Below are 25,925 nucleotides of genomic sequence, written 5' to 3'. Positions count from 1 at the left end.
TTGCAGGAAGTTTCGATTAACGACAAAACTATAATTCTATATATGGGAGGAAATTATTGTATAATTTATGACAGACTCCCCCAAGAATTCCCCTTCCACTTTGGAACAAAACATTCCATCTTTGAAAGATCCTGAAATAATGCTTGCAGCATTGATGCATTTATTCCTTCTTCTTTGCCTTGTCATTTTACTATACCTCTTAGCAAAACAGTTCAATTTAATATAATAATTATCAATGTTGCCGGATTGAAGGAGAATTCCCGAATCCGGAGTTTTTCTTTTTGCTCTGGTAAATAAGGGAAGTACTGGAGTTCTATCGACTTCTAAGAAGCGGGGCTCTCACCGGTCAGCTTGCTGACCGGCTTTTTCATGAAAATTTGTAGAAAAATCTGATGGATATAGCTTTTCTGCTCGCCATCAAGGCTTGATTTCAAAAAGAATGGCATTTTTAGATATATGGGCTAGCTTCCTGCCTGGCTCTTGATAAGAAGAGTTGGCTCTGCAGAAAACCTGTTAACCTATTTACAAAATCGTGCTAACAAAAAATATTAAATAAGTATCGGAATTTTTACAGGGCTCTTTTTGTTAATTTTTCAAGCAAAATCGCTGAGTGGATAATTTTACATGAATTCAATGTAAAATACAATCTCCTTATCTCCAGACACATCTTTTAACCGGACTCTATAGATTAACTCCTCATCACCATCTACAGGATATGAATAAAGGTCCCAAATCGTTTCTTCAGCAGGGAGACTTAAGATCTCATCATCGACAAAGTCACCGTTCTTTTCGAATTCCAACCAGACCATTTTACTCTTTTCATCGATTAGCTTTACAAGAAGTTCATAATCACCTGGCAGCTTGAGTATGTCCCCCTGTCTCATTAAGTACTCCCCGGGACCACGAGCAGCATATTCCTCGTGCACTTCCTCTGCCGGCAATTCAGCTTCGTGCACGGGATTTGCAATTGCTCCCTGTTCAGGCAAATCTTCCGGAGGGTATTCTTCACCAGGTACGACCTCGGCTTCTTCAACAGCCACTTCTTTCATAAAGCCCTCATCCGCAGGTTCTTCATCAGGCACGACTTCGGCTTCTTCAAAAGGCCCTGTCCCGGATTCTTCGGCTGCAGCCGGTTCGGAAGAACTTACGGTATAAAATGGCAGTTTGTGCAAGATATTGGAAAATATTGCACTGATAATATCCTCGATGGATTTTTTGCTGTTCTCTTTATCAACATTATTTTCTTCAGGATTTGTGTTTTTGTTATCAGTCAGTGAAAGGTCTGCAGAATCCAGGGTAAACGTATAGATGTCAGAATTTTCAAACGGATATCCGTCCACTCGCATCGCCCCGTTCCGCATGTCCTCCCACACGATAACGTTTCCTGAGATTGCAACGTCGGCCTGGTAAGCTTCATGGGTTGTTATCCGGGTTTCTTCACCTTTGGAAATATCATACAGGTAGACATCCCTGTTCATCGGGTCCCGCACATCATCGTACACGAAATAATTTCCGGAAATATCAACGTTGAATTGTTCGGAGTCATTTCCTGTTATCTGGATTTCCTCACCCGTGGATAAATCGTACATGTAAACATCGAGTTCTCCTTCATTCCGGTAGTCCAGCCATGCTATGTAGTTTCCGGAAATTGCAGGTTCCCTTTGATGTAATTCGTCAGTGGTTATTTGCACTTCCTTTCCCGTGGAGACATCGTACATGTATATGTCGGCATTTCCTTCAATGCCCCCCTCCCAATTACGATGGTCCTCCCAGACTATACGGTCTTCTGAAATTGCGGGATTGTCCGGCTGCATCCCATCGGTTGCGATTTGTGTTTCTGTTCCCGTGGAAATGTCATACATGTAAATAGCCGTGCGATGATCTTCGCTGAAGTCCACCCATACTATATGATCCCCGGAAATTGCAGGTTTCCACTGAACGGAAGTATCCGTAGTTATCTGTGTTTCCCGGCCTGCGGGGATGTCATACATATAGATGTCAAGATTCTCCACCCCGCCACGATAATCGGTCCAGACGATCCTGTCCCCGGAGATTTTCGGACTCATCTGGTCGGATTCATCGGTTGTTACCTGAGTTTCCTTCCCCGTGGAAAGGTCGTACATGTAAATATCGAAATTCCCATTGCGGTCATCCTGCCATACAATCCGATCTCCTGAAATATCGGGTATAAGTTGATTTGATCCGTCGGTTGTTATCCATGCTTCTGTCCCGATTGCAGCACCCGCAGATGCAGTCACAGAAAACGGCATCATGAGAAGTAATATTATGTTCAAACTAACAAATTTCATAAACCCGGTTCTCAATTAAATTCCCCTTTGCATTCGTTAACCTGGATCTCCAATTGATAATAAGAAGGAAATAAATTTTTGATGAAGTTGATGTGTGATATTGAAACTCGAAAATTAAAAAGTTTACGAATTGTTATTTCTATAAACAGGAATGTGAAGAGAGAGAAGTCATTTTAAACGAGGGGACGTTGATTCAGAATATTCAGCAGGATGATAAGGATTCAGGGTTTTATATTCTGGTTTTTCCAGACTGAAAAGGAAGCCCAGATAAGGGCTTTTCGTTTTGTTTCGGTAGAAAATATGGGCTCTGGAGTTCTATCGGATTCTGGGAGACGGGGCTCTCACCGGTCAGCTTGCTGACCGGCTTTTCCCTAAAAAATTGCTTTGGCCAAGTGTACGCAGCCGCCCCCCCGACCGGCAAAAAAATAAAAAACGAGTCTTGAAAATCGGTGGCTGATTATGCTAGTCGAGTCTTGAAAACAGGCAGTTAATTCTTCTTCTTCTTCTGTTCACGCTTCTGACTCGTGGCAGTTTAATTGGGCAGGCCTCGCTGGCGCTCGGAAAAATAACGACGGAAATACGGAAATAACATTGTTCCTGCTTTATTTATACCTGGAAAAATATGCCCCCGTTTGATCAATAGGGATTTTAGAAATAATAGGCACCGATGGCCTGAATATTTTCTTTCTTTCAGAACTAAAGTTTCTTTTGCTAAGTGCACCCAGCCGCCCGCTAACCTTCATAATATAAAAATCAAGTTGTGAAAATTATAGTCCGCTTGAGCGAACGAAGTGAACGAAACGGACAGCGCACTGCCGAGCCGCAACTCGGCTGGCACAACTCGGCTGGCACAACTCGGCTGGCACAACTCGGCTGGCGCAAAATTCCAGAAATCATAGTTATAACCTTCCGGCTTTTTTGTACATATTCTTATCCTGGCGGAATCTTTCATCAGCAAAGACATAACTAAAAATTTGACCCCAATTTTAGCATCATTCTTTCTGCCAATAGATACCTTTATACCTTCAGGCACACCTTTTACATTCAGTTTCATATCATCAAATACAAGAATAACAGCACCTAAAAGAGCTAAGAAAGGAAATCCGGAGCCCAAAGAGACTGTTTTAGGCGATGGAGTTAAAAGGAAAGGGAGAACAAAAAGAGCTGAACTTGAAGAAAAATACGGGCGCTTCCTGCTTAGATTCGGGTGAGAATATGGAAAAATACGATTACAGTGAACTAGGGCTAAAAGCCGGGCTTGAAATTCATCAGCAGCTGGATTCGAAGGAGAAACTTTTCTGCAGGTGTCCTACGCGGATAAGGGATACCGGGGAGTCGAACTTCGAGTTTTTCAGGTACCTCCGGGCTACGGAAAGTGAGATGGGAGAAAAGGACAGGGCTGCCGTGGAGCAGACCAAGGTCAGGAGAAAGTACATCTATAAGGCTTATGATACGACCTGCCTGGTCGAAAATGACGAGGAGCCTCCGAGAGGGATGAACCGGGAAGCCCTGGAGATCTCCCTGGGGGTTGCAAAGCTCCTGACCATGAAGCCGGTTGACCAGATGCACGTCATGAGAAAGATCGTCGTGGACGGGTCGAATACCAGCGGGTTCCAGAGGACAGCTCTCCTGGCAAGCGGCGGGGTAATCGAGACCTCGGAAGGGCCCTGCGGGATTGACAGCCTCTGTGTGGAAGAGGAAGCCGCCCAGAAGATCGAGGAAGTCGGAGACTCCATCGTCTATTCCCTGGACAGGCTTGGGATCCCGCTTGTGGAAATCGCAACCGCGCCTGATATCATATCCCCCAGGCATGCCCGGGAAGTTGCCGAGCAGATCGGGATGATCCTGCGCTCCACCGGGAAGGTCAAGCGGGGGCTTGGGACCATCAGGCAGGACGTTAACATCTCCATTGCCGAAGGGGCAAGGGTCGAGATTAAAGGAGTCCAGGCCCTGGACCTGATTGAAGATATAGTCCGGAGGGAAGTCGAAAGGCAGCTCAACCTCCTGTTCATCAGGCAGGAACTTATTGAAAGAAACGCCTTTGTCTGCCAGGAAGTCTTTGACGTAACCGGGCTTTTCCTGGACACCAAGTCCAAGGTCCTGCAGCGGGGAGTGAAGAAAGGGGCAATCCTTGCAGCCCACCTCCGGAATTTCAAAGGCCTTGTCGGAAGAGAAGTCCAGCCCGGAAGACGGCTCGGGACCGAGTTTTCGGACCGGGCAAAGACCGCAGGAGTAGGCGGGATCTTCCACACCGACGAACTCCCGAACTACGGGATCACAAAATATGAAGTCCAGGCCCTCAGGGACGCGATCGGGGCAAAACCCGATGACGCCGTGGTCATGGTCGCAGACAACGCAGATAAAGCGAGGCTCGCCATCGAAGCAGTCATCACAAGGGCAAGAGAAGTCCTGGAAGGCATCCCCGAAGAGACGAGAAGAGCCCTTCCCGACGGGAACACCGCCTATATGCGCCCGCTTCCGGGAGCAGCAAGGATGTACCCGGAAACCGATGTCCCGCAAATCGAAATTTCCCACGAATATTACAATTCAATCGAAACCCCGGAACTCCTGACCGAAAGGGCAAAACGCTTTGTATCCGAATTCGGGCTGAATAAGGAACTTGCCGAAAAGGTCGCCTACTCAAAGGACCTTCCCCTCTTCGAAAACCTGCTCGAAACCTACAAAAAAGACGCAATTGTAAACGCAACCCTGATAGCCAGGACGCTCGTTGGACTCGTCCCGGAGCTCCGGCGGAGCGGCGTGGAGACCGACCATCTCGACGAAGAGCACTTCAAAGGACTCTTTGCAGCCATCTCAGCCCAGGAGATTGCAAAAGAAGCCGTCCAGGAGCTCCTGACCGCCCTTGCAAAAGAGCCGGAACTCAGCGCCGAAGAAGCCATTTCCCAGCTCGGACTCAGCGCCTTTGACCCTGCAGAAATTGAAAACTTCATCAAGGAAATGGTCAGGGAAAGAGGCGATTTCATAAGGGAGAAAGGTCCCGCAGCCCTCGGCCCCCTCATGGGCATAGTCATGAAGGAGTACAGGGGCAAAGTCGATGGGAAAATCCTGAGCCAGATGCTCAAAAAGGAAATCGACAGCTTCATGGACCAGGGCTAAAACCAGGTCCAGCTTTTACTTTTTTTCTTTTTTAATATAACACATTAATTTTGTTTGTTGATCTTTTTCTTAATTCCATTTTAATATAACACATTAATTTTGTTTGTTGATCTTTTTCTTAATTCCATTTTAATATAACACATTAATTTTGTTTGTTGATCTTTTTCTTAATTCCATTTTTTAATTTGGCTGCACGAAAACCGAATAATTTATAAAAATTTATATACAAAGACATGTATTTTGTATGAAAAAACTAATTTAAAATATGAAATAATCATAAAATATTAACATAAATAATCCCTTAAAAGCTGAAAATCGATACAAATGGTCATAAGATGTTGATTATAAAACTAACGATCATTAGCATAAAAAATCGGCACTTATACCGGGATCAAGGCCTCTTATTTTAAAAAAACGGGATTTCCGAAAACATCGCTGAACACTGGAATAAACTCGTATCACACAAATCCATTAATTCCGAAAACCGGAGCAAAGAACATGGCTAAAGTTTTACTAGTAGACGATGATCCTTTCTTCCTCAAGCTATCAGAAGAATTTCTTAAACCATACCCGGACATTAAGGTTGAAACTGCAGGATCGCCATGTGAAGCAATTCCAAAACTGCAGACAGGTGGCTATGACGCAGTGGTTTCGGATTACGAGATGCCAGGCATGAACGGCATAATCTTCCTGAAGAAAATCAGGGAACAGAGAATCAATGTCCCGTTTATCCTGTTCACCGGAAGAAACAAAGAAGACGTCATGTTTGAAGCTATGGAAAACGGAGCCAGTGCATGTCTCCAGAAGGGAGGAGACCTTAAGGCCCAGTATTCAGCCCTTTCCCGACAGATAGGAGAGGCTACCAGGGAGAAAGGCGGGATGAATTAGGAATTCTGAAGGGTTTTGGGTATTTCTCAACCAGTTATTAGAAATCTCATTCGTTGAATACTCCGGTCGGGATACTTCAGTCGGGATACTTCAGTCGGGATACTTCAGTAATGGTACCAGGAGCACATTTTAGCTCCGGACGAACTGAAAATCGTAAATAGAAGTCGTTGTATTTTTGAGAATCCCAGGGCAAAATTTTAAGCAGAAAATCTATTTTTGTCTTCTTTTTATTTTTACTTTATACATTTTTACTATTTTGAGGGAGAAAGACAGTCACTGCGCATATAATTTTTCCATCACTTAAGAACCAGAAAAGAAATCCGAATTCCATTTCAGGAGAATTATAACAGGAAACTGACATTTACATCATAAAAATGTGAGTGGTGAGTTAAAATTTATATAGAATGAGAAACAAGTTTGTATGAGTAAACTACATAAAAATAATAATTTTTTAGAATATAAAACATTATAAGTGCCAAAACTGACTTTTTCAGTATTCTAAATTTGATAGAGTACACCTTAAAAAAACTAACCTCAGACCCGAGTACTTATCCCGCCCCGGAAAACTTAAACCTGACCTGAAGAACTCACCGAAACCTTCTGTCCCTGAAACCTGAATAGCTCCGACAAACCCGACCAGCACCTGCAAGAAGCCGGAGGGACAAACATGTTAAGGATTTTACTCGTGGATGACGACCCAATATATATGGAACTTTCAAAAGATTATCTCGAAATTTTTTACGAGCTTGAAGTTGATACTGCAAGTTCTGCAGGCGAAGCCATACCCAAACTCAGGACCAGAGCCTTTGACGCCGTGGTCTCCGATTACCGGATGCCTGGCATGGATGGAATAACTTTTTTGAAGACTATCCGGGAAAAGGGTATTGAAACGCCCTTTATACTTTTTACAGAAGCAGGCAAAGAAGATGTACTGATAAGAGCCCTGGAAAGCGGAGCCAGCTTTTTCCTGCAGAAAGGAAAAGAACCGAAAGCCCTGTATGCCGAACTCTCTGAACATATCCAGGAAGCCGTGGGAAGGAAAACACAGCTTGAGACCGGATTCTTTCCCATAACAGGATAAGTCCGGACAGGCTTCCCGGGGCATAAAAGAACGGGATTCGAAAAGGAATTAAGCAAATCTCACGGGATAAGGTTTTTTGATCCGGAAAATCCTGATTATCACCGAAATCTCTATGGGGAAAAAGGGGGTGGAAGCAGGACCCAAAAAAAAGCAGCCTTAAAATTGAGCAAGGTTCATGAAAAGAAGTTGGAATATGAAAATAAGTTGGAATGTTAACTTTTTATATTATTTGAATCGTTTCTATTATTCACGGTATAACATTTAACTAATATATACATCATAGTAACAATTAGTAGTCCAGTAAAATAATATAAAATCAAAGAAATCCAACCCTCATAAACGTACTAAAAGTACACAAAAGGTCGGAACACATCATTCCTGCAAAACGGATTCATTAAACCCCCAAAAGAAAATTGGAGAAAACCCCATGAGAGTACTGCTTGTAGATGATGACCCCTCATTCCTGGAATTATCAAAAACGTTCCTGGAAATGTTCCATAATATTAACTCCGATACGGTAGATTCTGCAGGAGAAGCAATCAATAAATTGCAAAAGGATGCCTATGACGTGATAGTCTCGGACTATGACATGCCTGCCATGGACGGCATCACCTTCCTGAAATCCCTCCGTGAGAAAAGTATCAACGTTCCCTTCATCCTGTTTACGGGCATAGGAAACGAAGAAGTCATGCACAGGGCCATTGAAAACGGTGCGAATTCCTATATCCAGAAGGGAGGAGACCCAAAAACCCAGTATTCCGAACTATCCAGGCAGATCGAGCGTATAGTCGGACACAGAGCTGCAAGCTTCTGATGAAAGTGAAAAAAGTTGTCGCATTTTTTAGCGCATTTTTCATCACGGTTTTTAGAGGGTTTACTTAATGGAAAATGAATCCGAGCAGCAAATTCTTACTGCTCTCTTTTTCCCTTCTATAATCCCTGTTTTTTCGAGCTGCACGTTTTTAGTACCTGCTCTTATTTTAACATCCTGCTCTTAGTTTCTGCTGGATCTATTTTCCGGGAATATATTTATCTCCTATTATATTCAATGCATTCTGGGGGATGAAATATGCAGGAGTATGGACTGTTTATAGGTGGAGAGTGGACGGACTCTTCAACAGGAGAAACTTTTGATGATATGAACCCGGCGACCCTGGAGAATTTAGCTGTGCTGCAGGTTGCCGGTATAGATGATGTGAACAGGGCAGTTGAGGCTGCAAAGGCGGGATTTGAGTTGTGGAGCAAGACCCCGCCTCCGAAAAGGGCCGAGGTGCTTTTCAGGGCCGCCCGGATCATGCAGAGGCAAAAGGAAGAGCTTGCCTCCCTGATGACGCAGGAGATGGGAAAGGTGCTTGCCGAAACCAGAGGGGACGTGCAGGAAGCCATCGATATTACATATTACGCCGCAGGCGAGGGACGCCGGATGTTCGGGGAGACCACGACCTCGGAACTCCGGGACAAGTTCTGCATGACCGTGCTCCGGCCCCTGGGGATTGTGGGCCTGATTGCGCCCTGGAATTTTCCGATTGCGATTCCCGCCTGGAAAATCATGCCAGCCCTTGCCGCCGGAAACTCGATCGTTTTCAAGCCGGCAAGCGACACTCCGATCCTTGCAATCAAGCTGGTGGAAATCCTGATGGAAGCCGGCCTGCCCCCGGGAGTTATAAATCTTGTAACCGGGCCCGGGGGAACTGTCGGAAAAGCAATCGTCCGGCACCCGGACATCCGGGCAATTTCCTTTACCGGCAGCCTTGAGACCGGGAAATGGATCATGGGGGAATGTGCAAAAGCCATGAAACGGGTCTCCCTGGAACTTGGTGGCAAAAACCCGGTGATAGTCATGGACGACGCCGACCTGGACCTTGCCCTTGACGGCGTGCTCTGGGGGGCCTTCGGGACAACCGGCCAGCGCTGCACCGCAACCAGCCGGCTCATCCTGCACGAAAAGGTCAGGGAGGAGTTTACCGCCCGGCTGCTTGCAAAGACCAGGACTCTCAGGGTAGGGGACGGCCTCCTCCCCGAAACCGACGTTGGACCCGTGATCAACAAAGCCCAGCTCGAAAAGATCGAACGCTACGTCCGGATAGGGCAGGAAGAAGGGGCAACCCTGCTTATCGGGGGAAAACTCATTGACCCGGAAAGCTCCGGCCTCTCCGGCTATTTCTTCGAACCCACGGTCTTTACCGACGTGGGGCCGGACATGCGAATCGCCCAGGAGGAAATCTTCGGCCCGGTGCTCAGCATTATCACGGTCTCAAGCTTTGAAGAAGCAATAGAAGTCGCAAACAACACTCAATTCGGCCTATCCTCGGCCATCTACACGGAAAACATGGGAAACGCCTTCCGGGCGGTCGAACAGCTCGAAACCGGGATCACCTACGTCAACGCTCCCACCATAGGCGCCGAAGTCCACCTGCCCTTCGGAGGCGTAAAAGGCACCGGAAACGGTTTCCGGGAAGCAGGGACCGATGCTATCAGGGAGTTTTCGGAGGTAAAAGCCGTGTACATCGATTATAGCGGAAAGCTGCAAAAGGCCCAGATCGATACCGATTGAAGGGAATTTGAAGGGAAGGGATTCAGGTAGGGATTTGAAAGAAGGGATTTGAAGGAAAGAAGGAAGGAAGGAAGGAAGGAAGGAATTTGAAAGAGGGGGGAATGATTTGTGATGAATAAGGGAAAAGGAGAAGGTAAAGGGGAAGAAAAAAAAGGACACAGCAGGGAAAGCACAGAAATAATGAATTCCCGGATGCAGGAAATAGGGATGCTTGACACCATCGGCCCGAGATCCCTGGAAGTGATCGAAGAAGACTGCGAGGTGATGTCCGCCTGCGAGACCAGGCCCTACCCCCTGGTTGTGGACAGGGCGAAAGGCTCCATTGTGACGGACCTGGACGGCAGGGACTACATCGATTTCGTTGCCGGGATTGCGGTCCTGAACGCAGGCCACTCGAACCCCGCTGTACAGGCTGCCATCTCCGCCCAGCTTGGAAAAATGACGCACTGCTGTTCTGCGGACTTTTTTGCCGAGCCTCCCCTGAAACTTGCCCGAAAACTCCGGGAACTTTCCGGCTACTCGAAGGTCTTTTACTGCAACAGCGGGACCGAAGCCGTGGAAGCCGCAATCAAGCTTGCCATCTGGAAGACCGGCAGGCAAAACCTGATTGGCTTTTACAACTCCTTCCACGGCAGGACCCTGGGCTCCCTTTCCCTCACCTCCTCCAAAGCCCGCCAGAAAGAGCACTTCCCGGGCATCCGCACCGTGCACACCCACTACGCCTACTGCTACCGCTGCCCCCTTAACCTGGAATACCCCGGCTGCGGGGTCGAGTGCGTAAAGCAGATCGAAAACCTGATCTTTAGAAAAGAACTGAACCCCGAAGACACCGCAGCCGTTTTCGTCGAACCCATCCAGGGCGAAGGCGGCTACATCGTCCCTCCCCCCGAGTTCCACAAGGAACTTCGGAAAATCTGCACCGATAACGACGTCCTCCTCGCAGCCGACGAAGTGCAGGCAGGCTGCTTCAGGACCGGCCCTTTCCTTGCCATGGAAAACTTCGGGGTCAAACCGGATATCTCCTGCCTTGCAAAAGCCCTTGGCGCTGGCCTTCCCATGGGAGCAATGCTCGCCGACGCCTCTCTCATGGACTGGCCCCCCGGTGTCCACTCAAACACCTTCGGCGGAAACCTCCTGGCTTCAGCAGGCTCCCTTACCGCCCTCGAATTCATGCAAAAAGAAAAAACCGGAGCCCATGCCAGGGCCCTCGGCTCCCACATCCAGCAGCGCCTCCGGGAACTCCAGGACTCCTACCCCTGCATAGGCGATGTCCGGGGCCTGGGCTTAATGATCGGCGCCGAAATCGTCAAACCCGACAGGTTCATAGATCCTGTTACAAGGAACAAAATCGTCCGGGAAGGCTACAAACAGGGCATCATGCTCCTGGGCTGCGGGGAGTCCGTGATAAGGTTCTCGCCGCCCCTGGTTATGACGGAAGAGGAGGCTGATAAGGGGCTGGAGAGGTTTGAGGAGGCGGTGAAGAGGGGAGTGAGGTGAATTTTTTCGTGGAAAGTGGTGAGTGAAAGGAAACGGAGCAGACGGAATAGGTGTATTTCCGTGTGTATTGTCACCGTGCGCAGCACGGGCTTTTCCTGAAGGAAGTGGAAAAAGAGAGCGAATAAAAAGTTAGAGTACCTGAGGAAACACGCATATTTCTCACAAAACCAATGGTCTATACTATATTCTTCATTCTTGGGCGCATAAGCTTCTCTTGATACAGACACGTAAGGTTAAAATTTAGGATGTTAGATTATTAATGAATTGTATAGTTCTTTTGGAAATAATCTCAATTTCCGCAGTGCTATTTGGTTAGTGACACGTAAAAGTCAAGAGGATACTCATTTCTATGAGGACAACTACATGAAGAATCTCTTTCCAAGCGACCAGACTAACATTTATGAGATAGATTCCTTAGCGCATAAATACTGTTTAAGAAGGAAGTGGGGGATGGGTACATTCATAGCAGTCTTTGATCCATCCTTAGATAATGTTTTGATGGTTAAAACGGGGCAGTACGCTATGGATACTGCTGGAGGTACTCCATGGAATCTTCCAGGAGGTGGAGTAGAACTGGATGAATTGCCTAGCCATGCTGTTCTACGAGAACTGAAGGAAGAAACTGGTTTATCTCTGCCTTCAGACTTACGTTTTGCTGCATGGCTGGAAAGACCATATTTCCAATCGAGGCAAGGAAATGCTGGCGAATTGATCATCTTATTTTGTGGAGTCGATAGAACTAATGGGCTTGGGTTACGCCCAGCACCCCCAGAGATAATGCAATGTGGATTCTATCATTTTGATATAGATGAGTGGCTTCATATACCTTCAAAAGGAAGCGATACCCACCCTCTAGCGCCGCTCCCTCGACATTGGGTCTATTGGACCTTGATAGCTCAAATGATACTCAAAGATCCCAAAATGTCCCCAGTAACCAACGAGTATTTTTCATCTGATGCTATGGCCCTTCCTCCAGAAGGATTTAACTATAAACACTAAAACTACAGATGAGACTACTGTCACCAACAAGCTCAGAGATCTCCTTTCCCCGAAGCGCCAGTATTTTTATCCTGTTTAGATGCTCTTGATCTTTAATCTCATAAGCTTTATCATATGCATCAATGAGCATATCCATTATATTTTCAAGGCGAAGTAAATCGTTTCTATACGTATCCTCATTTTCATTAGACTGGAAAAGTGATTCTATGATATTAAGCAAATGGGACAAACAATTTTGAATTTCCTTTTGATCCTCAGCAAGAGAAAGAAGCTCCTGCCATATACGAGCCTGTTGATGCAGGTCATTCTTCTCTTCCCAGTAGTTTAAGACTTTTTTGAATTCAAGATCAGCTTTATTGGCATCTCTTTTAAGCCCCAAAAATTGAGCTTTACGGAAATCAAGCTCAATTTGATCTCTTATTGGCTCAAAAATCCCTGTTTCTACTTGGTTGAGGTAATCCTGAGCTCTATTGGCTTCTTCCCACGCCTCATTTAACCAATGACTGCAAACTTTTGATTTACTATTGAGCAAGCGCAAACGATGAACTAAAAGTAGATTACGTGACGGTTGAAAACAACTACGTGGGTCTCTGAGCCTAGCATGGAGGGCTAAAGCTTCATTCAATGAGTCTTCTGCTTCTTGAAGTATACTGCTAGTCCTCTCTGCGAGTTGAGAAATAATCAAACCTCGTGCATTGAGAATTGCGGCTTTACGGGCTACGTCTCCAGCTCGAGATGCAAAATCAGCAGCTTTATCGCAATATTCTATTCCAGTAATTTTATCTTTGAATATTCCTTTTCGCCCCAAACCATAAACCAGCCCTCGAAGGAAAAGTAGATGAGCCATTAGTCGAGGCCAGTCATAAGCCTTCTTTTGAATCTGTAATTCAGGCTTTATACCTACTAACTCATTTTCAATTTTATCAAGTTCGTCTAATGCAGCGCTAAAATTCCGTTCGATTCTAATAATATTGGCCAACTCAAGATGTGCCTCAATCATTGCCACAAGATCTCCCTGCATTTGGAACTTTTCCATAGCCTTATACAGATCATCCTTGCTGAATTTTTCTTTACCTACTCTGCGAGTGATAGAATAAGTCGTAGCACGTAATCTTTCCACTTCAGCTTTCTCTATATAGTCTTTAGCGCACTCCTCAGAGTATTTTAATTCGGAATTAGCTTGCGTCAAATTACGTGCCCTAATCATTAATGTTGCTGCACATAAATGACGTTTAAAATCGGTAATATTTTCAACCCAAGACGGAGAAAACTTTTGTCCACATCTAAGGCTAAGAATATCCGCCTGAAAACTTTTCAAGTTACTACTTAACTTTAGGTACTCTGGGGCTTCATTAGAACTAGCTAATTTTTTAAGAATATCGTTTATGGCGGAACTGCTGTTACCTTCGATGAGATAGGAGTGTGGCTCCCATTTTATGAGCAACTCTCTCAATGAGATATCTTCCCATTTTGCGGATGATAAGTCTTTTGATGCCTCTTTTAGTAGATTGTCCCTCTGATTCTGAAAATCACAAGAATTAGAAGTATCCTCTAATGAAGGGGGATAACTTCGGAACTTGAACCAATAGACTTTTTGGTTTGAATCTACTCTCAGCAATTCAGGATGTACACTGAAATGATCATTTCCGCTGTAACCTAGGAAGACGAAATCTCGCTCTTGCAGACAGGCAGACAGAGTTTTTCCTGTATTTTCATCGAGTCCGAGCCCAACTCTATCAATTGTAAAGCGGATCGATTCGTACTTTGCTAATCCGGCTTTATTCGGCTCGATAGAACCATGAAGCTTAAATAATTGTGAACTAAAGTCCACGGGATGCTTCTTTAGAAAGTCTTTATAGTGTTCCTCATAAAAAATTGGCGCACATGAAATGCCCATGTTTTCGCAAGCCTTTTCAATCAATGTGTCAACGTTTGTTGTAAATACACAATGTCCTCTGAGCAAAGCCAATGCCAAAAAGTAGTGATTAGGATTAGGTATTTCGAAATCTAATGAACTATAGAACTCGAGTGAGTTTTTTCCATAAACTTGTTGAACCACCTGAAGCAATACTTCGGGTCTTAACCTCTCAGTTATCAAATCAATATCTTTATTGTCCTCATTAGCCCAGTTTGCAGGACCAATTCCACTGAGAAACTGCTTGCTGAAACCCTTAAAATCTTTCAGTCCTGAATCGATAGATACTCCTGCGCCAACAAAAAAAGCTAATTTCTTTTTCGGTGTCGTTATTGCTTCATAAAGTAAATCACTCGGATTGTTCTGAGAACTCACAATTCATCTCTCCTACTGAAAAAAGAATTACTTAATTTGTCTAGTGTCGCGTCAATCGTCAAGTATTGAATGATTATGAATGATTGTAATCTGTTATAGAGAATATTGAGTAAATCGGCAAATTGATTATATTTTTGTGTACATCTTCGAAAAGTGAGTAAGAGGGTTTCTACAAAAACAAAAATTGAATCTGCAAAAATTTTTAGAATTTGAGGGGCAATGAAAAGAAACGGATCACCAGCCTTAATTTTTTAAACTAATGATAATTTGAGCTCATTCTCTAATCTTATCTAAAATACTTGGAATTTCACTATAGCTCTCGTACCAAATAACATTCAGACCAAGTTGCTGAAAAGACTCTTCTTGAATTCTATGATGAGTTGAAATGAAGGCTTCTATCACATTTTTTTTAAATTTTTTCTTTTCATTTCCCTCTAAAACTTCAGTAAGTAGGAGTCTTTTTAATAATACGTAATGTTTAGGTACATTATTATTTTTCGCAGCTACATCCAGAAGTCTTCGTAAATTTGGATCCGTTACTGATAAGCCTATCATCAAGCAAGTATTTTCAAGAAAGCAATTGAGTTGAATAATGTTTGACCAATAATAAGGATCCATCATTAAATTATGGTAACCTTCTTCAGAAAACACCACTAAACTTTTAGGTGTACCTTGATAATCTTCATCGTTCCTTGGCAAAAAACCATGAACGTGGTATATTGCTAATTGGTCAGGGGAAACAAAATAAGAATTAGTGCATACAGGACAGCATTTTATAGAAAGTTCTCGAAGACAGGTTTCTAGAAGGTCATCAAAGTTATAATTTACAACGGCTCTTATTCCAGGACCAGTTCTTTTAGGCATACACATTTTAACTATAGAATCAAATAATTCAGAAGCGCCAATTCTGGTTTTATTAACTTCTCTATAAAGGTTTTCAGATATTTTTTTATCGAATTTATCCATAAGACTAGCACGTATGTATCTTGCTTCCAGTAAAGGAGAAAAACCATGAATTTTCTGGAGTTCATTGGCTATGATTTGCATTTCATCCTCTGAAGCATCTAATTCTTTTGGCAGTTCTTCACCAATCATATCAGCCATAAGCTTTGAGATAAGAGTGTTCCAATCGGGCATACCTGCTGAATATGACACACCAGCTCCTAGAAATAGTACCAATCCATTGTTATAATAGGATTTCTTCAATTCATTTATGTACTTTTCACTTGTTTTTTTCCACCCAATTATTTCACTATCATGTTCTCTTGAAGCACCCTCTTTAATCCCTTTATCTACTTTCGAAATGAAAATGTCGGATAAAGTTGATTGACTCTGAGATTCCCAATTATAGACCGCTGTGCCTACCTTAATGGCAAGGTCTTCAGCGGATTTAAAGAAGCTGACTACATGTCTAGTGGACAACTCATTTCTCAAGGCCTCTATTTTTGATGCTTCTTCACCCCTAGCCACAAATCTAGGAGACCAAGGTGCATCTTCATGCAGCAGAAATAATAAGCAACTTTTCCCTTTTTCCACTGCCTTCCGATATTCAAGTTCTGTTAGAGATTCATCGTATCCATCAGGGATATAACCATATCTCCACGCAAAAATACCTATATAGAGGTCACAAGAAGCAACATCCTCTAGAAACTTGTCAACAGGCCTTTTGTCTTCTGCAACAAAATGTTCCATACCTATATCTTCATGACCCATTTTTCTCAAAAGAATTCTGACCTTTTCACGACATTCTTTTAGGTCCTTATATGTAGAAGATAAAAACACACGGGACATCTAGTTCACCTACGACCTCAACAATATTTTCAAAAGTACTATTCAACATTCAATAGTTAAAGCTTTTGAAATTATTCCGGTACTTTTAACTTGACATTGCCAGATAAACTCATTTTTGATATTGTATTTGTCTCATTTGAATACTTAGTTGCTTGCAGCAAGGTAACCGCCGTTTTGTTATTTAAATTAAAAGCATAAACTTATTTATTTCTTAACAACTACGAACTAAAGGTAGAAAAGTCGAAAAAATCAAAAGAAAGGATGCAGATGGCGAAAAAAGAACTTAAGATTGTGGTAGCTGGAGACGTAACGATTGATTGGTTTATGTATCCTGTCAAAGCCAGCGATGAAGGTTATAACTGGCGTTTACACCATTCATCACATGCAGATGTACTACCAGGTGGAGCAGCATTATTGACTAATTTTATCGAACAGTCCCTTAACGAAGAGGGGATATTAGCCACAGTGAGGGGACCAAAGTTACCAGAAAAGCAAGAGTTGCGCAATTTTTCATCGGATGAAGTGATTCACTCAAATGTCATGCTTGAGAACTCTAAAGTTCTGGGAGATAAAACGGCTGAGGTTCTACGCATAAAAAAATTCTTTGGATATATTGGGCCAGAAAACAAACTACCATCGTGGGTTCCAGAATCAAATGACAGTAATGCAGATATCATTGTACTTGACGACGCCGGAAATGGATTTAGAGAGATGGGGAATGTATGGCCTAAAGACTTAGAATCTGTAGGTGACTCAATTATCGTATACAAAATGAGTCTTCCTCTCCTTAAAGGTAGTCTTTGGAAACAAATAAATGAGAAAACTCCAGAGAACCTTATTGTAATCATAAATTCGAATGATCTTCGAAGAACAGCAGGGATTCATATAAGCAAATCACTATCATGGGAGCGGACTGCCAAAGACTTTGTGTTTGAACTCCAAAGGTCAGATGCACTTAATTCACTGCAACAATGCCCGTACCTTGTAGTGTTGTTTGATACTGACGGGGCTATCCTCTATCATGGTAGGAAAGATGATGTAAACGACGCTGTCATTGTATTTGATCCATCCTTACTTGAGGGCTCTTTCGCATCAAATATTGACGGCACTATGATGGGGCTAATGTCGATCTTCACTGCGACACTGGTAAAACAAATTTCTAAAGAAGGTTTGTCTGGACTTACAACTGGAATTAAGCAAGGACTTGCGAATTCACGTGCACTCCTTGAAGCAGGATACAAAAAAGATCATGGAATTGAATACCCGGGCTTAGAAGAGATTTTAGAAAAGAATGCAAAATATACCTATGTCTGTAGTTCTGTCGAAATTCCCACAAATCTTAAAGATGCAGACCCAAGGTTCTGGAGAATCCTTGATCATAAAACTCGTAATGTCCGACAGCTTGTAGCAAGGGAAATCGTTCAAAAAGGCATGGCAAAAGGGTTGGAAAGTGTACCTATTTGTAAATTTGGCGATCTTGAAACCATCGACCGCGCTGAGATTGAAAGTTACAGTTCGATCAAGGAACTGATAATTGAGTTCCTTTTGAACCAAAAGCCCAAAAATCCTCTGTGTTTTGCTGTTTTTGGCCCTCCAGGCTCTGGCAAATCCTTCGGTGTCAAGCAAGTACTCAAAAGTATTGATTCAAATGGAGTCAGACTTGAAAGCATATCCTTCAATGTTTCCCAGCTTGGTGATTATCAAGATTTGGTCAATGCATTTCATAAAGTACGAGATATTGCTCTTTCGGGCAAGGTGCCGTTTGTATTTTTCGATGAATTTGATTCGGCTTGCGAGGGTCAGCCTCTAGGATGGCTGAAATACTTCCTAGCACCCATGCAGGATGGTGAGTTCAGAGAAGGAGAAACAGTGCATCCTATCGGAAATGCTATTTTTGTTTTTGCTGGAGGAACAAGAGATACTTTTGAAGATTTTGTAAAAAATCTTCATAACAATGACTCAACTACCAATCTTGCCTCATATGAAGGTCAGAATGCTGATCAAAATTCAGTTCAAAATACTGAAATAAAAGATGCAGATAAAAAGTTTAGGGATGCAAAGGGGCCTGACTTTGTTAGCAGACTCCGAGGTTTTATCAATGTTATGGGACCAAACCGCCAGCGCACAAAGGACGATGATGACGATGCATTCATTATCCGAAGAGCTCAAGTGCTGCGCGTATTGTTGGAGAATGAACAAACAGCCTCCGGTCTTTTTAACTCAAAAAAGGAAATAAGTATTGATAGCGGCGTACTGCGGGCAATGCTAAATGTAACCAAATACAAGCACGGCACTCGCTCCATGACTGCTCTTATCGAAATGAGTCGTCTAGCAGGTAAAAATCGTTTCGATCTTTCAGCCCTTCCAGTTAAAAAGCAACTTGATATGCATGTAGATGCCGATGAATTCTTGTTTTTGACGGAAAAAGAACGATACCAATCTATGCTTCGGCTGAAGGACCTTCCCAATCCTGAAGAAGTTTCCTATCGCAAGAGGGAAGATACTGTCGTCGAATCTGTGGCCAAGTTTATGCACGAGAGCCAAATAAGCCATCGAAAGAGCGAAGGGAAAGAACTAGAGAAAGACGTTTCTTTTGAGGAATTCAAAGATGCTGCTGAAGATATTCCCAATAAACTTTGGGCAATCAATCATGGTATTCGAAAGATAGTGGGAACGATTCCACACACGCCAGATATTACTGAAGATGAGATCGAGACATTTGCCCGCTTTGAATATGAGAGATTCTGCCGCAATCAAAGGTTGGGAGGATTATCAGATAGCAAAGAGAATAAAATTTGCACTGGAATTACTCCGCAGTTGACTCCTTTCAACAAACTTCATAAAGATATAAAACATAATTTTATTGAGTCAGTATATGCAATTCCTCCTGTACTCCAAAAAGCTGGATATGAGATATACCGTATGAAAGACTTTGAAGAAATCAATGATCCATACATTATTGATCGTCTTGCTCGACTCCTTCACGACAAATATGTAGAAAAGAGAAAAATTAAAGGAGATACTCCTGAAACGAACCCATCGCTAGTTGAGTTTGATGCTCTGCCACAAGACCTTAAAGAGGCGAATTTTGACAGCGCGAGAAAGATTCCAGAAAAATTGAGCTGGGTTGGTTATAAGATTCGACGCCTTCAAAAGAACGATGAACAAAAAGAGACAATGTTGACAAAAGATGAAATCGAAAAAATGGCAAACAGGGAGCATGATCGTTGGGTCTGGCAAAAGATCATGCAAGGATGGGTCTATAAAGAGGGTGAAAAGAATTTTGAAAATAAAACCACTCCGTGTATTGTTCCGTGGAACAAACTTTCACCTGGTATTCGAGATAATGACCGTAACTCCGTCCTCCTTATTCCAAAACTTCTCGAGGAAGCTGGTTACAAAGCTTACAAGCCGAATTCCGCGAAAAATGAATAAATCATTCATCCTATCAAGGCAATATCTTGAGAAAATTGCTTGATTATATCATCAGTAAGCTTTTTATCGAATACAACGTTTTCCATATTATCATATAATGCTAATGCATCTCTTAGCATTTTTAATCCAGACTTGACTCTACCTTGTTCACAACTTATCGCTCCAATTTCTCGTAATAAATATGCCTTTTGATAATCAAGCTGATATTTTTCGATTAAATCGATTGATTTATTTTTCCAATAATAAAATCTCCTATAATTACGACATCTATATTGGGTTTTACAAATATTTACAGATGTGTGAGCTATACCTATTAAATCCCCTGCTCTTTTCTTGTATTTTAGGGATTTTTTATAGTATTCTAATGCTAAATTGAAATCCCCAGCAGTATGATATGCAAGACCTAAATTATTAAATATTCTTCCAAAGAAAACATTAATCTCCTCCTTCCAAACATTTGCCTCTGGTGTTGTACTAAATTGTTCAAGAGTACTTATTGCAGATTTGAAATTTGGAATTGCTTCTTTGGGTTCAGGTTGTTCTTTTTCAAGAAATAAAAGACCAATTATATTGTAAGAACCTGCAAGAACACTCAACTGTGGCAATAAATATTGATATTCAATTGCCTTCTTGGCATATTCAAATCCTTTATCAAAATTTCCAATCGTCAGCATACAATTAGCCGCTTCATTGTAAAACCAAGATTTGCCGTGAATGCCATTAACATAATTATCATGCACAGCATGAATGAATACTGTTGCAGCCAAGTCATATTCTTCCAATTCAAAAAATAATTTTCCCAAACAAGCGAACCTTTCAGGCATGCTTATTTCCTGAGACCAATTCTCCAAAAGTTCAGATTTTATTTTTTCAAGATCTATAATATTTTCTGAATATCTCATTTCAGAACAATCTATTTTAAAATGAGATGATAAATCATTAAATAAGTCTTTTAGGTCGGCTTTAACAACATAGCATGAATGAATTCTATCTACCTGACTAATATTTCTTAACAGCCGTTTATTATCCGTGTTTCTTACAAACCAAATTATTTTTTTAAAATTACAACTATTTATTAAATCAATTATATCCTTATCATTGCCTGAGTATCCTAACACATATAAGGAATTATCATTTGTAAGGGACATTAAAGACATCCCAAGAGATGCCTCTATTCCACATCCAACTTGGTTTATTCTAATCATTATTTGCGATAAGTTATTGAGGCTTCCATGAAGATGGATTATTCGTTCTTTATTTTTCAAAAAATCATCAATAAAAGTGTCAAAATTGGTTGTCAATATCCTTATATTATTTTTATCAGATAAGTAAGCCAAAGCTTCATGTGCTTGATTAGGATTAGCTACTTTAAGGATATTGAAGAAAAGAAAGAGCTTATCTTTGATAGATTCGGAAATTCTCTGAAAGAGAATTTCAGGAACGACATCGTCATATTTAGATAGTTTTTTTAATCTTTGAAGATAAGGTTCTAACTCCTCTCTTGAAAAAAGTATTGTAATAACCAAATCTTTTAGCTCACTTCCAGATGGTAGTTTACATGGAGGAAGTGTCGAGATTCCAGCGCCTACAAGAAAGCATACATTCCTCTTCTCAATATCTTCTATTAGTTTCAATGCCTTTTGGTATTCATAAAACCTCATTTTAATCACCGGTTGTGGGGATCCGTTACTGAAAGCCGCAAACATAGGGCCGGTTTTCAAATATGGACAACGACGGCATATGTGATCGTTTTGCCAGATATTATCAATAATCGACGGAAACTATCTATTTTCTGATTGGAGGTGTTTTGTTCGCTCACTGAGGCGTTTAGTTTGCTTTTTGAGATATCCATTCTCTTTTATGAGTTATTATATATGTTGCAAACTGCTTTGCTTCTCGTTACGCTCTTTTTCAAGTCCTTTCCGGAACTTTCTTCCCTAAATGTCAAATACATTTTTAAAAGTAAATAAGGTTTTCGAAAATACTATTTTGGTTTTGTATTTGATCCTATTTAAATTAATTTCAAAAGTTAATATGGAAATCTTCTAAAACGTGAATTATGACAATATTACAAAGCGTAAAAAGTTAGAAAGATATTAGTCAGATGAGGTGATTTTAAACTGTTGGATCTACAGTAAATTAAGCTCCTGTTGGTAGGGATTTAAAATGAAAATAATATCTCTGGATACACCAGAAGCAGAACCAATTATTTCGCAACTTCTACAAAATCCTCCTGTTCTTTTAGCTGGAAGTGGAATCTCTGGATGGGATCCCACATGTTTACCTATGGGTAAAGATTTCACAAAAAATATGTTTGACTTACTTTTCCCACCTCATTTTTTAGGCAGCAACCCTGATTTGAGTGAGTCTTTAAATGCCCTGTGGAAAAATGTCCCGTTTGAAAACTTATTGGAATGTTGTCCTAATAATCAAAAGCTTGTTTTAATTATCAAACGTGTTTTTGAGATAGACATCTCAAACCCGATTCATAAAATTATAGCTGATGCTCTTATTGACGGGAAGTTTCGAGGTATTGTTACTCCCAATTATGATATATGTTTAGATAAATTATTACCAGAGGAAAAAGGCATAAAACGAATAGTTACAGAAAACGATTTTCAATCAATAGGGTCCACAATTAAAAAATATTATTTTAAGATCCATGGGAGTGCTGATGACAAAGAAGGAGAAACTCTTGTCTATTCTCTTAGTCGCGAAAGTTGCTTGCCAAATTGGAAGCGTAATCTTTTATTAGATATGATTAAAGGAAACTCCCTTCTTATTGTTGGATATTCGGGTCTGGATTTTGAGATATGCCCTGAAATATTAAAGATGCCAGTAACAAACGTTTTATGGAATGTGCGTGAAGAAATAGATACTCTGGAAGATATTGAAACTAAATTAAGTCCAAATGCGAGTCTACTTTCAAAAGAAATGCAGGGTTACTTCTTAGTTGGTGATATGCAAACTCTTTTTTCATCATTAACCAACCATTCTATCGATTTGAAGTGGGGAAAAACTTCAAATGATCTATTGAATTCTTTTAAAAATGAATTCACTGAATTTGAGATTGGTATTTGGAGAGCATCCCTTCTGAATAAAATAGGATGTGCTTCACTTGCTCTCAAAGCAAGTGAAGAATTGTTAGCCATGTGTCCTCAAAAAGAAATTGATTTGATAAACATAAGAAAACAGAAAGCACAATCATTATATCATAATGGAAAGTACCATCAATCTGCTAAAGAATATTATCAGATAGCAGAAAAATCGAATTCATTTCCCAGCCTAAGAGTTGCTCTTTTACTTGATTCCTGTAATGCGTATAGAGTTTATGGAGGTTTTTTTAGATCTATTTTCTGTTTAATAAAAGTAAAAAAAGAGATATGTAAAGTAACTGAACCTAAGGCCTTTAAGGAACTTAATGGGAAGTGTGCATTGAAAGAAATTTTTATTTTAAGGCATTTATTTCAAATTGCAAAAACGATTAACGTTAAGTTTGCTAAATACTCCATACAGAAAAAAGCAACAAACCTTCTTCAAATAGCTTCTAAGAATTCCTTAGAAACGGGAAATTGGTTTGATTTTCAACAAGTGAGACATTGGGCAGAAAGAATGGATATTGATCCTTTGATTTTAGAGCATGATATACCATATGGTCCCCCTCCAATTAAAGAAGGATATGAACATCTAGCCTCTCATGTTGCTCAATCAATGCATTTTCGGGATCAATTATTTGGAGCAAATAGAAACCTGTCCGTGAAAGAGAAGTTTATTTTGAAAACACACATAGAACAAAGCATAAAGTTCGGCAATTGTCCCGAAGTTTGGAAATTGTCATATATATGTTTGAAAAAAAATGCATCGATGAATAAAAAGAGAACTATTCAAGCTGTCTCAAAACCGTTTTGAATTCTACAATTGGGTAATATCCATTTCAATTTCAATTTTTATTCGAAAAGAGATCAGTTTTCATTGATCAACATAGCTTACTTGTCTTTCCCGCCACAATTCTGCATCCATTCCCTAATTTATTTCCTCTCCCGGTTATCATTTTCAGAATTTCTTTCAAACTTTTACCTTCTCTCTTCATGAAATCCACTATTTTCTTTAGATTGTGTACAGTACACATCATAATAAACTCAATTTTTGTCTTCCTTTTCCCTCTCAAAAGAAATTCCCTGAATCCTCTATCCTGTTTCATCTGGCCAAACACAGGTTCTACAGTAAACATTCTTTCCTGATACTGTTCCGTTCCTTCTTCTGTATTCAGTTTAGCCCTCATATTCTCCATCAGGTACTCCCTTGGATCTCTTGATATTGTCCTGTTTTCACTCTCGGTACATGCATTTTTTAACACGCATAAAGAACAATACTTACATACATAATACCGTAAATCTGGCTCATCGTTCCTTTTTTGTATTCTTGTAAATGGGATTTCAAATGCAGCAGGGCAATAATAACAGTCCTTTTCCTGATCATATTTAAAGAGAGATTTTCTGAACTTCTTTGCTTTTCCCCTTTTCTCTACTTCATAAAAGTTATCAGGAATATAAGCATCAATTTCTTGATCGAGTAAAAATTTCACATTATCATATGAAAAATAACCTGCATCTGCCAGCACTATTGTTGGCTTGTATCCCAGTGTTTCTTTTACATTTTCTATCATTGGTTCAACTTGATGCAAGTCATTTTCTTCATCGACAACGTCTGATGCAACGATTATTTGTTCCTTTTCATCAACAGCAACCTGACAATTATAAGAAGGTTTCTTGCTTCCATCTTTATGCTTCATAATTTTAGCATCGTTGTCTGTGATGTTTACTTTTTTTAACTTTTCTTCGTCAATTTTTTTCATAGCAGCTTTGATTTTCTCTAATCTTTTCTGCTTGTTAACCAGTTCTTCTGGCACCTGGTATGGTGTCGAATCACCATAAATTTCGTCTTCCTGTTTATCGACCTCAATGCTTTCTTTGAGTATCTTATCGATCTCTTTTTTGAGAGCGTCGGAACTCTTACTTTGTCTTGGTGAAGCGTTTGCCTTAACCTTTGTTCCATCGATCGAAATACTGGAACCAATCATATCCATTTCCTTACAAAACGTGACAACCTGTGAAAATATTTCTTTAATCGGGTCAAGATGAGTTGAACGGAATCGACAAATAGTATGGAAATCAGGTTTTTGCATAGCTGCAAGGTACATAAAAGCAGTATCAGTTTGTGTCATTTGCTCTATCTTGCGTGAACTTCTAATGTTTATAAGGTACCCGTAGAGTAAGATTTTTAAAAGAAATCTTGGGTGATAGGCAGGGCAACCTTCCTCAGAGTAAGTGGACTCAATATCACTAATATCAACGAGATCTATGAGGTCGTTTAACACTCTGGCAATATGGTTTTCAGGAACAAACTCTTCCAGGCTTAATGGAAGTAAAAATTGCTGCTTTTGATCGTACTTTTTGAACATGGTGAAACACTGGAATTAATTTTATCAAATAGTATACTTATATGTAATACATATTTTTAAAAAGATAAATATTCCTAATATTTCTTACCCAAATGTGCGATCAAGCATAGTTTTGAGACAGCCTGTATTAAGTTATTTTACACTGCCTTTTTCAGCTGTGAATACACTATTCTTATGAGATTTTTGGGTATTTTACACTGCCTTTTTCAGTTGTAAAAAATCCTGTTTTTCTATAAGAGATACTAATTCATGCTTCCAGTTCCTATCTTATCTCAAGCCCTAGAACTAGCATCCATCAGCTCCAAAAGACACACCTCATTTTTCCAAACCACTCTCCCTGTAAACTATCCTCCTCTTAGAATATCTCCCCCTGTACCCACAGATTATAAAGATGCAATCAACCTTTGTGAAATGCTCACACTCCCTGCACTCCGTAAACCTTACGCTTCTCCCAATCTTTGGACAATTTTCAACCCATCCCTCAAGCAATGAAAACACCCCCT

General features: G+C 41.1%; 16 protein-coding genes. 10 read left to right on the top strand and 6 right to left on the bottom strand.

All coding sequences use genetic code 11. The features are described from left to right. Nucleotides 1-620: 620 nt before the first annotated feature. Nucleotides 621-2,273, bottom strand: a complete 1,653-nt coding sequence (locus ACSAZK_RS18090; protein ID WP_440955399.1) for an S-layer protein domain-containing protein — start codon at nt 2,271-2,273, stop codon at nt 621-623. A 1,010-nt stretch (nt 2,274-3,283) separates the two neighbouring features. Here ACSAZK_RS18090 and ACSAZK_RS18085 point away from each other — a divergent pair. The 8 genes from ACSAZK_RS18085 to ACSAZK_RS18050 all read left to right on the top strand — a co-directional run bounded on the left by ACSAZK_RS18085 (nt 3,284) and on the right by ACSAZK_RS18050 (nt 12,445). Further along, nucleotides 3,284-3,520 carry a hypothetical protein gene (locus ACSAZK_RS18085; protein ID WP_440955398.1) on the top strand — a complete coding sequence of 79 codons (237 nt, stop codon included), beginning with the start codon at nt 3,284-3,286 and terminating at the stop codon, nt 3,518-3,520. Between the two features lie 4 nt (nt 3,521-3,524). Continuing rightward, nucleotides 3,525-5,426 (top strand): Glu-tRNA(Gln) amidotransferase subunit GatE, encoded by a 1,902-nt coding sequence (gene gatE / locus ACSAZK_RS18080; RefSeq protein WP_440955397.1) that lies wholly within the window; start codon nt 3,525-3,527, stop codon nt 5,424-5,426. Between the two features lie 498 nt (nt 5,427-5,924). Next, complete coding sequence (locus ACSAZK_RS18075; protein ID WP_440955396.1) at nt 5,925-6,314, top strand: response regulator; 390 nt, start codon at nt 5,925-5,927, stop codon at nt 6,312-6,314. 667 nt (nt 6,315-6,981) lie between these two features. Continuing rightward, complete coding sequence (locus ACSAZK_RS18070) at nt 6,982-7,395, top strand: response regulator (RefSeq protein ID WP_440955395.1); 414 nt, start codon at nt 6,982-6,984, stop codon at nt 7,393-7,395. Nucleotides 7,396-7,822: 427 nt separating this feature from the next. Next, nucleotides 7,823-8,209: a response regulator gene (locus ACSAZK_RS18065; protein ID WP_440955394.1), complete on the top strand. Its 387-nt coding sequence runs from the start codon at nt 7,823-7,825 to the stop codon at nt 8,207-8,209. Nucleotides 8,210-8,464: 255 nt separating this feature from the next. Further along, nucleotides 8,465-9,949, top strand: a complete 1,485-nt coding sequence (locus tag ACSAZK_RS18060; protein WP_440955393.1) for an aldehyde dehydrogenase family protein — start codon at nt 8,465-8,467, stop codon at nt 9,947-9,949. A gap of 111 nt (nt 9,950-10,060) precedes the next feature. Further along, the gene (locus ACSAZK_RS18055; RefSeq protein WP_440955392.1) at nt 10,061-11,446 is read left to right on the top strand and encodes an aminotransferase class III-fold pyridoxal phosphate-dependent enzyme; all 1,386 of its coding nucleotides are present in this window, start codon (nt 10,061-10,063) and stop codon (nt 11,444-11,446) included. 363 nt (nt 11,447-11,809) lie between these two features. After that, a complete protein-coding gene (locus ACSAZK_RS18050; protein WP_440955391.1) occupies nt 11,810-12,445 on the top strand; it encodes an NUDIX hydrolase in 636 nt (211 codons plus the stop codon). Here ACSAZK_RS18050 and ACSAZK_RS18045 read toward each other — a convergent pair. Both ACSAZK_RS18045 and ACSAZK_RS18040 read right to left on the bottom strand, forming a co-directional pair. Then, nucleotides 12,429-14,735 (bottom strand): SIR2 family protein, encoded by a 2,307-nt coding sequence (locus ACSAZK_RS18045; protein ID WP_440955390.1) that lies wholly within the window; start codon nt 14,733-14,735, stop codon nt 12,429-12,431. The genes ACSAZK_RS18050 and ACSAZK_RS18045 overlap by 17 nt on opposite strands. A gap of 273 nt (nt 14,736-15,008) precedes the next feature. Further along, nucleotides 15,009-16,526: a DUF4062 domain-containing protein gene (locus ACSAZK_RS18040; RefSeq protein WP_440955389.1), complete on the bottom strand. Its 1,518-nt coding sequence runs from the start codon at nt 16,524-16,526 to the stop codon at nt 15,009-15,011. A gap of 261 nt (nt 16,527-16,787) precedes the next feature. Here ACSAZK_RS18040 and ACSAZK_RS18035 point away from each other — a divergent pair, with 261 nt between their 5' ends. Then, on the top strand, nt 16,788-19,961 hold the full coding sequence (locus tag ACSAZK_RS18035; protein WP_440955388.1) for a RyR domain-containing protein: 3,174 nt from the start codon (nt 16,788-16,790) through the stop codon (nt 19,959-19,961). 5 nt (nt 19,962-19,966) lie between these two features. On the opposite strand, the gene ACSAZK_RS18030 is transcribed toward ACSAZK_RS18035, so the two are convergent. Next, a complete protein-coding gene (locus ACSAZK_RS18030) occupies nt 19,967-21,622 on the bottom strand; it encodes a hypothetical protein (protein ID WP_440955387.1) in 1,656 nt (551 codons plus the stop codon). 505 nt (nt 21,623-22,127) lie between these two features. Between ACSAZK_RS18030 and ACSAZK_RS18025 the strand changes: the two genes are divergently transcribed. Further along, nucleotides 22,128-23,870, top strand: a complete 1,743-nt coding sequence (locus ACSAZK_RS18025) for an SIR2 family protein (protein WP_440955386.1) — start codon at nt 22,128-22,130, stop codon at nt 23,868-23,870. A gap of 67 nt (nt 23,871-23,937) precedes the next feature. On the opposite strand, the gene ACSAZK_RS18020 is transcribed toward ACSAZK_RS18025, so the two are convergent. Together ACSAZK_RS18020 and ACSAZK_RS18015 are read right to left on the bottom strand one after the other, a co-directional pair. Next, nucleotides 23,938-25,422, bottom strand: a complete 1,485-nt coding sequence (locus tag ACSAZK_RS18020) for an IS1182 family transposase (RefSeq protein WP_440953887.1) — start codon at nt 25,420-25,422, stop codon at nt 23,938-23,940. Between the two features lie 315 nt (nt 25,423-25,737). Then, nucleotides 25,738-25,911 carry a hypothetical protein gene (locus ACSAZK_RS18015; RefSeq protein WP_440955385.1) on the bottom strand — a complete coding sequence of 58 codons (174 nt, stop codon included), beginning with the start codon at nt 25,909-25,911 and terminating at the stop codon, nt 25,738-25,740. Between the last annotated feature and the right edge of the window lie 14 nt (nt 25,912-25,925).

The organism is Methanosarcina sediminis (assembly GCF_052056915.1).
Classification (GTDB): Archaea; Halobacteriota; Methanosarcinia; order Methanosarcinales; family Methanosarcinaceae; genus MTP4.
Note: the sequence above shows the minus strand (reverse complement) of the source record. Positions and strands in the feature narration are given on the sequence as shown.